This window comes from Bogoriella caseilytica, assembly GCF_003752405.1.
Taxonomy (GTDB): Bacteria; Actinomycetota; Actinomycetes; order Actinomycetales; family Actinomycetaceae; genus Allobogoriella; species Allobogoriella caseilytica.
The window spans coordinates 2,193,520-2,205,599 of record NZ_RKHK01000001.1; the positions used below are offsets into that span (position 1 = coordinate 2,193,520).

General features: G+C 69.6%; 9 protein-coding genes. 4 read left to right on the forward strand and 5 right to left on the reverse strand.

Going from position 1 to position 12,080, the window contains the following annotated elements; genetic code table 11:
- The first annotated feature begins 14 nt into the window (after window positions 1–14).
- The gene (tsaD, locus tag EDD31_RS09850) at window positions 15–1,067 is read left to right on the forward strand and encodes a tRNA (adenosine(37)-N6)-threonylcarbamoyltransferase complex transferase subunit TsaD (RefSeq protein ID WP_123303997.1); all 1,053 of its coding nucleotides are present in this window, start codon (window positions 15–17) and stop codon (window positions 1,065–1,067) included.
- Here the strand turns inward: tsaD and EDD31_RS09855 are convergent.
- The 4 genes from EDD31_RS09855 to EDD31_RS09875 all read right to left on the reverse strand — a co-directional run bounded on the left by EDD31_RS09855 (window position 1,064) and on the right by EDD31_RS09875 (window position 4,562).
- The gene (locus EDD31_RS09855; protein WP_123303998.1) at window positions 1,064–1,621 is read right to left on the reverse strand and encodes an HAAS signaling domain-containing protein; all 558 of its coding nucleotides are present in this window, start codon (window positions 1,619–1,621) and stop codon (window positions 1,064–1,066) included. The two genes, tsaD and EDD31_RS09855, sit on opposite strands and share 4 nt — an antisense overlap.
- Window positions 1,618–1,968 carry a PadR family transcriptional regulator gene (locus EDD31_RS09860; protein WP_123303999.1) on the reverse strand — a complete coding sequence of 117 codons (351 nt, stop codon included), beginning with the start codon at window positions 1,966–1,968 and terminating at the stop codon, window positions 1,618–1,620. Before EDD31_RS09860 ends, EDD31_RS09855 begins: the two co-directional genes overlap by 4 nt.
- 180 nt (window positions 1,969–2,148) lie before the next feature.
- Entirely contained in the window at window positions 2,149–3,318 is a 1,170-nt protein-coding gene (locus EDD31_RS09870; RefSeq protein ID WP_123305389.1) for a glutamate--cysteine ligase, read from the reverse strand.
- Window positions 3,319–3,341: 23 nt separating this feature from the next.
- Window positions 3,342–4,562: a class I SAM-dependent methyltransferase gene (locus tag EDD31_RS09875; protein WP_123304000.1), complete on the reverse strand. Its 1,221-nt coding sequence runs from the start codon at window positions 4,560–4,562 to the stop codon at window positions 3,342–3,344.
- Window positions 4,563–4,703: 141 nt separating this feature from the next.
- Between EDD31_RS09875 and EDD31_RS14785 the strand changes: the two genes are divergently transcribed.
- Both EDD31_RS14785 and groES read left to right on the forward strand, forming a co-directional pair.
- Window positions 4,704–7,499, forward strand: coding sequence for a hypothetical protein (locus EDD31_RS14785; protein ID WP_170163126.1), 2,796 nt, complete (start codon window positions 4,704–4,706; stop codon window positions 7,497–7,499).
- Between the two features lie 172 nt (window positions 7,500–7,671).
- Entirely contained in the window at window positions 7,672–7,968 is a 297-nt protein-coding gene (groES, locus tag EDD31_RS09885; RefSeq protein WP_123304001.1) for a co-chaperone GroES, read from the forward strand.
- 95 nt (window positions 7,969–8,063) lie between these two features.
- Here the strand turns inward: groES and EDD31_RS09890 are convergent, their stop codons facing one another.
- Entirely contained in the window at window positions 8,064–9,260 is a 1,197-nt protein-coding gene (locus EDD31_RS09890; RefSeq protein WP_170163263.1) for an MFS transporter, read from the reverse strand.
- A gap of 87 nt (window positions 9,261–9,347) precedes the next feature.
- On the opposite strand from EDD31_RS09890, the gene EDD31_RS09895 reads away from it, so the two are divergent.
- Window positions 9,348–11,948, forward strand: coding sequence for a winged helix-turn-helix domain-containing protein (locus EDD31_RS09895; protein WP_123304003.1), 2,601 nt, complete (start codon window positions 9,348–9,350; stop codon window positions 11,946–11,948).
- Window positions 11,949–12,080 lie beyond the last annotated feature (132 nt).

Genomic DNA, 12,080 nt, shown 5'->3' on the forward strand with positions numbered 1-12,080 from the left:
GGGACAATGGACCGGTGACTGATGCAGCCGGCCCGCTCGTCCTGGGCATCGAGACCTCCTGCGACGAGACCGGCGTTGCGCTGGTGCGCGGGCGTGATCTGCTCGCCGACGTGACTGCGTCCTCCATGGACGAACACGCCCGTTTCGGTGGGATCGTTCCCGAGGTCGCCTCCCGGGCTCACCTCGAAGCCTTCGTCCCCACCCTCGATGCTGCCCTGGAGCGCGCTGACGTCGATCTCTCGCAGGTCGACGCCGTCGCGGTGACCGCCGGACCTGGTCTGGTGGGATCGCTGACCGTCGGGGTCGCGGCCGCGAAGAGCCTGGCCCTGTCGATCGGCAGGCCGCTGTACGGCATCAATCACGTCATTGGCCACGCCGCGGTCGACGAGCTGGTGCACGGGGCCTTCCCGGAGCGCTTCGTCTCGTTGGTCGTCTCCGGCGGCCATACCTCGCTGCTGCTGGTGGATGACATCGCCACCTCGGTGCGTCAGCTCGGCCAGACCCTCGACGACGCCGCGGGCGAGGCCTTCGACAAGGTGGGCCGCCTGCTCGGCCTGCCCTACCCCGGCGGCCCGCACGTGGACCGGCTGGCCCGCGAGGGTGACCCCGACGCCATCCGCTTCCCGCGCGGCCTCACCGCCGCCAAGGACAAGCACCGCTATGCCTACGACTTCTCCTTCTCCGGGCTGAAGACGGCGGTAGCGCGCTACGTGGAAGCCTGCGCGGCCCGTGGCCAGGCCCTGCCTGCGGCCGACGTCGCGGCGGGCTTCTCGGAGTCGGTAGCCGATGTGCTGGTGACCAAGTCCCTCAATGCCTGCGTGGCGCATGACTGCGACACCCTGGTGATCGGCGGGGGATTCTCGGCGAACTCACGCTTGCGGGAGCTCGCCGCCGAGCGAGCGGCCGAACGAGGCATCACCGTGCGCATCCCGCCGATCCGCTACTGCACCGACAACGGCGCCATGATCGCGGCCCTGGGCTCGGCGGTGGTGCGCTCCGGCGCAGCGCCCTCACCGTGGGATCTCTCCACGGACTCGGGCATGCCGTTGGAGACCATCACGCTCTAGTCGTCCGTGCCGGGGCGCAACGCAGGGATCAGCCGCCACAGGCGCGCTCCGAGCACGAAGACCACCAGCGCTATCAGCACCGTCCAGTGCACGCCGCTGATCGATGTCGAGATCTCGGTGTCGGTGCGCACAACGGCGAACTCGGACCAGAGCAGCTGGGCGCTGGCCCGGCCATGCTCGCCGGCGGACTGCCACAGCGCAGAGGCGAAGAAGGCGGTGGCGAACATGGCGACGAGCAGCCAGGCGCTGGCCATCCCGACGCCGGTGAGCCACAGCGGCTTGCGGGTACGGGAGAGCGTCTGGCGATAGCTGCGCGCCAGTTCACGTGCGGGGCCTAGCTCGGCGATGGCCTCGCGCATGGAGGAATCGGCCGCGGCGGCGTCGAGATCGCCGCGCAAGCCTTCAGTGAGGCTCTTGACCTCGTGGCGCGGGGTCTCGTCGTCAAGCCAGAGCTCCACTTTCGTGACGTACCAGGTGCGGCGGAGCCGGTCGAGCGTGGAGGGGCGCTGGCTCGGTTCGTGAGCCGAGGTCGGCGGGGCGGGGTGGGTTGTCATCGGGCGACCTCCTCAGGATCGGACACGGCATGGACGACGGCGGTGAGGTGCTGCCAGTCCTGGCGCTGTTGCTCGAGCAGTGCCAGGCCGGCTGGGGTCGTCGAGTAGTACTTGCGGGCGGGGCCGGCGCTGGACTGCACGAGGTAGGACGTCAGCTGCGCATCGCGCTCGAGCCGGGTGAGCACCGGGTAGACCGAGCCGCCGGAGACCTCCTCGAGCCCGGCCGCGCGCAGCCGGGTGACGAGCTCGTACCCGTAGGAGTCCTGTTCGTCGAGCAGGACCAGCACCAGCATCGGCAGGACCCCTTTGAGGAGCTGGGGATTAGGTGCTGCAGGTCCATCGGTCATGCCTACACACTAATCACGAGTGCCACTAGTTGGCAAAACCTACTAGTGCTGAAATGGAAGAGTGACAGGATCGGTGCTGGTGCTGGTGCTGGTGCTGGTGCTGGTGCTGGTGCTGGTGCTGGTGCTGGTGCCGGTGCCGGTGCCGGTGCTGGTGCTGCCCGGTCGAGCCGCCGGGCGCGCTCAGGCCTCTGGTTCCAGGGGGTGCCCGGCGCGCATCTCTGCGGCCAGGTGCAGGGCCACTCCGGTGAGGCCGTGGCGCTCCGCGACCTCGAGCTGGCGCTGGTAGGGGGCCTTCGCACGCAGCAGGGCGGGGATCAGGCCGAGCTCATCCAGGCAGCCGAGGTCGGCCGCGATGGGCTCCAGCTCGGTGACCATGCCGGCGAGGGTCTCCGCCACGGCTTCCTGCTCACCGGATTCGTCCTTGATCAGCACCGCCTCCATGCCGTACCGGGCCGAGCGCCACTTGTTCTCGGCCACGAACCACCGTGGTGCCTGGGGCAGGTCCCGACCGGCGTCGAGCATGCGGGAGTAATGCTCCACCAGGCAGTGCGTCAGGGCCACGACAGCGCGGAGCTCCGTGACGTTGGTGGCCGAGTCGCAGACCCGCACCTCGATGGTGCCCAGCGCCGGTGACGGGCGGATGTCCCATCGCAGTTCGGAGAAGCTGTCGATCACTCCGGTGCGCGTCATGTCGTGAACGTAGGCCTCCAGGTCGGTCCAGGAGTCGAACTGGTAGGGCACCCCGGCGGTGGGAAGTTGCTGGAAGATCATCGCCCGGTTGGTGGCGTAGCCGGTGTGCTCGCTGTCCCAGAAGGGTGAGGCTGCGGCGAGCGACTGCAGGTGGGCGAAGCGGGTGACCAGGGCACGCATGATCGGCAGCACCTTGGCCCGGTCTTCGATGCCCACGTGCACGTGGGTACCGAAGATCTGCATCTGCCGCCCCCACCAGCGAGTGCGGTCGATCAGCCGTGTGTAGCGGTCATCCTCGGTGACCTGTTGCATGGACGGCCGCGCGAAGGGGTGGGCGCCGCCCCCGCCGAGTTCGATCCCCAGCTCATCGGTGGCCCGGCGCAGCTCCGCGAGGGTGCCTTGGAGGTCGGAGACGGCGTCGTCGACGGTGGTGTGCACCCCGGAGACCAGCTCCACGGTATTGCGCAGCAGCTCACGATGGATGTGCGGGTGGTTCTGCTCCGCGCGCCCGGCGCACACGCGCTCCATGATCAGATCGGCGTCCTGGCGCGCATCGCCGCCAGCGGCATCGAGGAGCTGCAGCTCCCACTCGATGCCGAGCGAGGAGCGCTGTGATCGGGCGAATCTCAACTGCCCGGGAGGTGCCGGTGACCCTTCCATCTGCACAGTCTGCACGCCTGGGCTCAGAGTGGCTCCACGAGCACGGCACTGTGCCGGCCAGCGAGACGGGTCAGCACCACGGTGGCGGCGTTCTCTCCGCGCAGTCCCAGCTGCTTGCGAAGCCGTGCCGGATCGACGTCGACGCCGCGCTTCTTGATCGTCACCTGCCCGATCTTGTGCGTGCGCAGGTAGCCCGAGAGCCGCTTGGCCGAGTAGGGGAAGTGATCCAGCACCCGGTATCCGGTGGCGAAGGGCGTCTCTACCACTGCCGGCCCGGTGAGGTAGGCGATCGCGTCGCTGACGATCCCGGCGCCCAGGTCCTCGGCAAGCCGGGCCACCAGCCCGGCCCGGATCACCGCGCCGTCCGGTTCGTAGAGCACGTCGCCGAGCGCACGGACCTCGGCGCTCCGTGCGGGGGAGTTCGGCGCGGAGGCGGCTTCGGTGCCCGAGTCGGACAGGACGTGCGCCTCATCCCCGCGCAGCACCAGGGCGCTCCGGCCGGGCCCGTCGGGCGCGAGCGGGCCGAACCAGAGCCCCGCCTCGACGACGTCGCCGTCCACGGAGACCCACTGGGCGTGCGCCTCACCGGGAATGGCGGTGTACGGGATGCCCGGGGCGACCTTCAGGCCCAACGCCGGGACCTGCTCCCGCAGGTCGAGCAGCCGGTCCAGGGGTGGGGTGTAACCGGCCGGGTCGAAGATCCGCTTGCCCCCCGCAGTGCGCCGGGCCGGGTCCGCGAAGACCGCATCCACGCCCTCGGCCGCCAGATCGAGCTCGAGGGCATCGCCGTGTCGCACCCGGGCCTTCTCGAAGGGCCGCAGGTTCACCGTGGCCAGTGCCGCAGTGGCCTCGTCCGCCTCGACGGCGAGCACCGGCAGACCCAGAGCCGCCAGGGCCATGGAGTCTCCGCCGATCCCGCAGCCGAGGTCGGCCACCAGGCTCGCACCGGCATCGCGGTAGCGCCGCGCGTGGTGGGCGCCGACCACCAGGCGCGTCGCCTGCTCCAGGCCGGCGCGGGTGAAGAGCATCGAGGCGGCGAAGTCGCCGAATTTCCGTCTGGCCTGGCCGCGCAGCTGGGACTGCGTCAGCGCCGCGGCCACGAGATCAGGTGCCACCCCTCGTGCGCGCAGGCCTTGGGACAGGGCCATGGCCTTGTCCTGGTCGTAGGGCGGCAACATCTCCAGCAGCGCCCAGCCCTGTGGGTCGAGGAGCTGCTTCAGTCCGGAGAGTTCGGCGGAGTCCATGGCCCGATCCTCACATGGGCCGTGCCGCCACCCGTAACGGTCCGGGCGTCACCCCGGCGACATCCGGCGTTCACCGCGCCCTGGTGCACTCCACGGAGCCCCGACGCCGCGCCAGTGCATCTGGCACCACCTGGAGGATCCATGCGCTCTCGTCCGCGCCGCTTCGCGATGCCAGCAGTCCTGGCTGTCGCCCTCACCTCGGCCGCTCTGGCCGCTCCCGCGCTCGCAGTCCCCGTAGCGCCTGAGCCCGAGCTGGACCGGATCGCCGTCTCGGTGGTCGGCGATGGCACACGCACGGGCAATGAGGGGGTGCCGGTGAGCATTCATCTGCTCGAGTCCGATGGCACGTTCATCGGCGAGACGGGAATCCCCTACGCCGGCGATGAGGAGAACTATCGCTTCGTCCTCGGTGCCGATCGTGACCAGGCGGGGGCGCTCCAGCTCTCCGCCGACGGCACGGAGCTCACGATCGGTGGATACGACGCCGACCTGGGCGCGCAGACCAACGCCTCCACCACCGTGGACACGCTTCGCGTGGTGGGAGCGGTGGCCCCGGATGGTTCGGTGGACGTGTCCACCTCGCTGGCCGGTGCCTTCTCCGGCAGCCACATCCGGGGCGTCGTCGCCGATGCCTCCCGGTACTGGGTGGGCGGGCACGGAAACAGTGGTGCGCCCGCACCCTACGACGCCGGAGTGCTCACCATCGAGGCCGGAGGTGACGATCCCACCGTGGTCGTTCCGGGATCCAGCGGGCAGCTCCGCAACCACCGCGTCCCGGTGATTCACAAGGGACAGCTCTACGTCTCCTCGGACCGGTCGGACTACTCCGGCATCGTCCGGGTGGGCGAGGGCCTGCCCGCCGTCCCCATCAGCGAAGCGGAGTTCGAGGTCGTCGCTCGCACACCCGTGGCGGACGGCCGTGACGTGCCGCACGATTTTGCCTTCGCCGGCGAGCATCTCTACGTCGCCTACACCGGTGGCACCGATCCGGCATTGGTGCGATACGCCCAGCAGGACGGCGGCTGGGATGCAGACGAGGCGCTGGAGGGCGAGTTCTGGGGGCTGACCGCTCGGGACAGCGAAGCCGGCACCGTGCTCTACGCCACCGCTGGCTCGCATTTTGGCAACTCCGTGGTGCGCATCGCGGACGAAGGGGAGTTCGCGGAGGTGGAGCCGGAGGTCCTGGCCGTCGCCGCGGAGAACTTTGCCTTCCGCGGCGTGGCGCTCGCACCGGGCTTCCAACCTGGCGGGCCGGTGGAGGTCATCGAGGAGGACTATCTCGCCGAGTTCGCGTGGGATCAGCGGACGGCGCACGGTGTGGGCAACGCCTTGTCGGCGGTGCTCGGTGAGGAGGTCAACGCGGTCGCGACCGGTCGGCTGCTCCCGGTCGACGGCGCGGACCTCACCGGAGCCGAGATCCAGGTCACCAGCTCCGCGCCCGAGGTGGTGAGCGAGGAGGACATCGACGTGGACTTCGACGGGACGACCTTCCGCATCGCGCCCACACCCGCGGGCACCGGCACCGTCGATCTGGACGTGCTCGCCGTGCGGGAGGGCGAGGTCCTTGCGAGGAGCACGCTGCGCTACTGGGTCTCGGCTGCCCTACCGACCGCGGACGCCCGCGCTCACGTGGGCCTGGCCGATGCCTCCACTGCGCAGGATGTGGGCGAGGGCTACCTGCTGGTCGCCGATGACGACACTCTCGGCATCCGGCTCTACGGGCCGGCTTCCGGTGAGCCGGTGGCCCACTTCGACATCCACGGGGAGAACCACGAGAACATTCCCTACGTGCGCCAGCCCGGCGAGACCTGGGACACCGAGGCCTCCGCCCGCCTCCGCGACACGATCTTCTGGATCGGCTCGCTGGGAAACTCCCGCTCCGGCAATGTCCGGCCGGACCGGGACACCATCGCCGCCACCACAGTCAGCGGTAGCGGAGCGGGGACGGAACTGGCGTTCGCCGGCTACACCCGCGGTGTCACCGACGCGCTCGTCGCGTGGGACAACGACGGCGGTCACGGGCTCGCGCCGGGCGCGCTGCGTTTCGAACGCGCCACGCAGGCCGGGTACTCGGCTGAAGGGCCGAACAGCCTGAACGTCGAGGCTGCGGCGATCGCGCCCGACGGCGAATCGCTGTGGCTCGGTTTCCGCTCCCCGCTGGTCGGCCCCGACCTCGAGGCGCCGGTGGGCGACAATGAGATTCCCGGCTCCGCGGGGGAGCGCGCACTGATCGTTGAGATCGGCTCCATCGCGGACGTGGTCCTCGGCGGTGCTGGGATTGAGGTGACCGACTGGTTCACGCTCGACCTGGACGGCAGGGCGCTCCGGGGAATGACCGAGACCGCGGACGGTCACTACGCGCTCCAGGCCGGCTCCGCCGACGACACCGGGAACTTCGCCATCTACGGCTGGAGCGGGGATCGAGACGATGCGCCGGTCGAGTCGGCGAACCCCCTGGGGATGTGGGATCGGGACGGCTCCTACGAGTCCCTGCCACTGGTTCCTTCGCTGGAGGACGGCACCACGATTCGCGTGCTGCAGGATGTGGGCACGGTCGACCTGTACGGCAACGGCCTGGAAGCGCAGGAGCTGCCACAAGAGCTGCAGAAGTTCTACTCGCACGACTACACACTCGATTTCGGCGGTGCCTTCGCCGGAGATGACGACGCCGGGCCGGATCCTGAGCCGACGGACCCGCCCACGACCGATCCTGGGCCGGGTGGCCCGCCGACCGATCCCGGTCCCGTTGATCCGCCGTCCGGTGAGGAGGGTTCCGATGATGGTTCCGGGGGCCCCGGCACGACACCCGGCGCTCTGCCTGCGACCGGCGCCGCCGCAGCGGGCATGGTGCCGCTCGCGTTGCTCGCGATCCTCGGCGGAGCGGTTCTGGTCTGGTGGAGCGGGGCCCGGCGCGCCGGGCTGACCGCGCAGCTTTAGCACTCACCTTGAGCGAGTGCTAGCCGTGTTGTAGATTGAAGCGCGCAGGAGCCGCTGAGCGGCTTCTGCTGCATCACCGTAAGACGAGCGTCCGGCTCCCGCGACGGCGGCCGCACGGCGACGGTGAGAGAACCATTGTCCGTCCCATCTCACGAAGAAGGGGAGGTCCGCAGTGTCGGTCTCCATCAAGCCGCTCGAGGACCGCATCGTTGTGCAGACCCTCGAGGCCGAGCAGACCACCGCATCCGGTCTGGTCATCCCGGACTCCGCCCAGGAGAAGCCCCAGGAGGGCAAGGTCCTGGCCGTGGGCCCGGGTCGCGTTGACGACAGCGGCAACCGCGTGCCGGTCGACGTCAAGGAAGGCGACGTCGTCATCTACAGCAAGTACGGCGGCACCGAGGTCAAGTACGCGGGCGAGGAGTACCTCATCCTCTCCGCGCGCGACGTCCTCGCCGTTGTGGACAAGTGAGCACCTAGCCACGTCGCACGATAGATACGACACCCCTGGTCCATGACGGACCAGGGGTGTCGTGTCTGCGGGGGAGCTCTGACCGCTCCGGACGGTTAGCCCCCTGGAGCGGAAGGGTGGGGGCGGGAGATCCGGCCGATCACCGGGATCGATCCGACGGACGTGATGAGGGCAGCGATGAAGAGCACGGAGTATCTGTTGCCGGACGCGGCGAGCAGTGACCCGGCCATCAGGGGCGCCACAGTCAACGGCAGCAGTGTCGCCAGTCCGAGCACACTGAGGTCGCGAGCGTGGTTCGTTCCGGAGGGCAGCACGTCGATCATGAGCGCGAGCCCGGTTGAGAGGAACGCGCCGCGCGCCATGCCCGCGACGAGGACAAAGGCCACCAGGCCTCCCACGGAGGGCGTTGCCAGCGGGATCACCAGCGCTGCGGCGTAGACACCGGTGGAGATCATCACGGTCCGCACCCGGTCCCTCTGGCCGATGCGTGCCGCGAGGAGAGTGCCCACGGCCAGGCAGCCCACGTAGGTGGCGCTGAGTATGCCGACGATCGGTCCGGCCGTGACCTCATCGGTGTTGCTGAAGTCCATGACGATGTAAAGCAGGTAGCCCGCGACGAACTGGCTACCGAGCGTGAAGAGCGCCCGGCTGAGGAACACCAGCCGGAAGTCGCGGATCGCCCATGCCCGCGACCACGCCTGCGTGGTGCGCGGTCCCGGCACCTCGCTCCGTTCCGGCTCGACGAGGACGAAGCCCAGCATCGTCACGACGAGGACGATGGCGAGTCCAGCGGTCAGCAGAGCCGGCCGGTCGAGCAGGAGCCCGGCGCTCGCGGCACCCACAGCGAGCCCGAGCACTGCGCCGAAGGTATAGGACGAGGACACTCGCGAGCGCAGGGAGGGCGAGACGCGATCCGCGAGCACCGCCTCCAGCGGCGCTTGGACGAGGTGAAGCAGCGGCTGGACGAGCAGCCATCCGAGGCCGACCGCCAGCACGGTCTCTGCGCGCCCGAGTGCGGCGACGGCGAGCCCGGAGGCGAGAGCGCCGACGACGATCCACGGCGTCCGCTGGCCCCAGCGGGTCCGGGTCCGGTCCGACCACGCTCCAATGGCGGGGTAGACCAGCATCGTCGCCAGTGAGGACGCCGCCATGATGAGCGCGAGGTTCGTCTCCTTGGCGTCCTCGTCGGCCTGGGCCACGAGCCCGGGCACGATCACCCCGGCGAGAGCACCGAAGATCAGATGAAGGGAAAGGGCAGCCACCAACAGGGACCATGGCAGGGTGCGGTGCACGTGAGCATCCTGCCAGAACGACAAGAGGGCCTCGTGCAGCAGGTGGCATTCTCGCACGCTCAGGCAGCGGGCCTAGACTGACGACTCGTGGCCGTCCCGATCCTCTATGGCGCTCCGCGCCTCAGCACCGATCTGATCCGGCGCGATCGGCTGGTGCGCCTCCTCGATGAACGCGCGCCGCTGACGGTCGTGCGAGGGCCGGGCGGTTGTGGCAAGACGGTCCTCGTCGCCAGCTCGTTGCACGAGGCCGGCGTTGCCGGCGTCTGGGTCAGCGTCGACTCCTCGACCAGCTCGCGGCATGCACTCTGGTCGGCAGTCGGCAGGCGGCTGACGAGTGCCGGCCTTGCGCCTCCGGGCTCCAGCCTTGACCTGTTGGGCGAGATGGCGACCACCGTCTCCGACCTCCAGCCCTTGCTGCGGACTGCCATGAGCGCCCTGCGTGTGCCGGTGATGCTCGTCCTCGATGACTTCCATAGCCTGCAGGAACCCGACACGGTGGCCGAGGACCTCATCGACCTCCTCGCGGCATGCCCTCAACTGTCGGTCACTGTCACCACCCGGACCCCGAGTTCGCTGGAAGGAAGCCTCGCCGGCGCCAAGCTCGACCGGGTGGTGATCACGCCACCGTCCATGGCCCTCAGCCTGGAAGAGACGGGCCAGGTGCTCGCCGCGGCGGGTCTCACCGATCCTGCCGAGGTCACAGCGCTCCACCACGCCTCCGGCGGGAGCGTGCTGCTCCTGCGTGCCCTCCTCCGTGGCCATGGCGCGGGCACGATCACCTACGAGAGCAGCAGGGTGGTCGCCCAGGGACTGGTGAGCGATCTGCTCCGCGGCATGCCGGAGGCCCGGCGGCATTTCATGATGCAGACCGCCATCCCAGAAGAGTTCGACCTCTCCCTCGCTCGGGCGCTCGCAGGCAGTGAGAACGTGGAGGAGCAGCTGGACCATCTGGAGTCCCAAGGCGTGCTCATGCGTTCCGATCGCATAGACGCACCTCTGTACCGATACCACCCTCTGTTGCGCGAGGCACTGCTGATCGAGGGCGAGACGCAGCTCGGGAGCGAGCTGAGCAGGTTGCACCGGATTGCGGCCCGCTGGTGCGAGGCGCATGACTCCCCGAAGGCAGCTCTCGGCCACGCCGTCGCGGCACACGACCTCGAGTTCGTCTCCCAAATCTTGCTGGCTCACGGCATCGGCCTCCTTCCTCAGCGGGACGTCTACGCGATGCTGTCCCACCTCTCGGCGGCCGCAGTTGCTCGTCATCCGCTCATCGCCCTGATGCTTGCTGTCGGCGCGTACGCACGACGGAACCGGCGTTTCCGTGCTGTCGAGTACTTCGCGGTGGCGATCGCCGCCTCGCGGGTGATGGGCTCGCGCGCCGGCCCGGCTGAGCGCGCCGCGTTGGCGACCGTCGAGAGCGTGGCGTTCCGGCTCACCGGACGGCCCGCCCAAGGGGTGAGCTCAGCCCGCCGAGCCCTGCGGTTGTTACGCGGAGATCCTGTGCTGCTCGCGCCCTTGCGTGACCAGCTCGCCTACCTCCGGTCCCAGAATGCCGTGACGCTCATGCGCGCCGGACGCACCGACGAAGCGCGGGCTGCTCTGCGTGACAACATGGCCGACTTGGAGTCGATTCCGCTCTCTCCAGCGCTGGCCACTGTGTCACTGCAGGCGGCTCTGCAGGTCTTCGACGGCGATATGAAGTCGGCGGCCGCCTCCGTGGCTCTTGTCGACGAGGGCCGGTGGCCCGCCGCCATCCGGAATGACTACCCCGGTGCCACCTACCACCTGGCGAAGGCCATTCAGGCGATGGAGGACTTCGACGTCGAGGGTGCACGCCGCCATGTGGAGGTGCTCGCCCCGCATATGGCGACCCTCGAGTACCGGCCCTACTTCGTGGCCATCGAGGCCTTGGCCGACCTCGCCGAGGGGAGCCCGGCACTGGGTCTGCAGCGCCTGGACCGCTTCACCACGGGCGACGTGGGACGCCGTCACCTCGCCCAGCTGGACCAGCGTCTCCTCGGGCCCGTTCGGGCACTCTTGCACCTCGCGCAGGGCCAGGTCGCCCGGGCCGACCAGGTCCTGAAGTCGCTGCCGGCCAAGAGTGCCGTCGTGATGATTCTCCGCGCACTGCGGTCGCACCTCACCGGGGACCATGAACGCGCCATCAGTCTGCTGGCACGCACCCACACGCCCGAGACCACACCGCGTATCGCGGCACTGGCTCACCTGCTCGCGGCGGCCACGGCGCTGCGTGCTGATCGACCGCACCTCGCCGTGGCGCCGCTGGAGAAGATGGCAGCCGTGATGGCCGACTGCGGGCTGCGCTCGCATCTCGCCCTGGTTCCGCGGAGCGACCTGCTGGCGCTGCGGGTCCTGGCAGAAGAGAAGAACCTCGGTCTCGTCACGCGCTGCCTCGACCTGGAGGGTGTTCCGGAGGTGCTGCCCGAGGCGGTCTCCGATGTCTCGCTGACCGAGCGTGAGCGCGTGGTGCTCCATGCTCTGGTCGAGCGCAGCAGCCAGGCCGAGATCGCCGAGTATCTCGTGGTCTCGCCCAACACGGTGAAGAGTCAGCTGCGCTCCCTCTACCGGAAGCTCGAGGCGACAGGGAGGGAAGAGGCCTTGGCGGTCGCTTTCGCCTCCGGCCTTCTTGAGCGCCCCGGGCCTGCGGAGCATTCCCCGGACCTCTGATCGCGCCGGCATCGGCCGGTGGCCTGATCGTGCTCGGGCTGAGTCGCGCCCGTTCTGCCCGGCGTGCAACCGAAGCGCCGAGCCACCGGGACACGCTCGGTTGGGGGCGTGGGAGACCGGCAGGGTGAAACC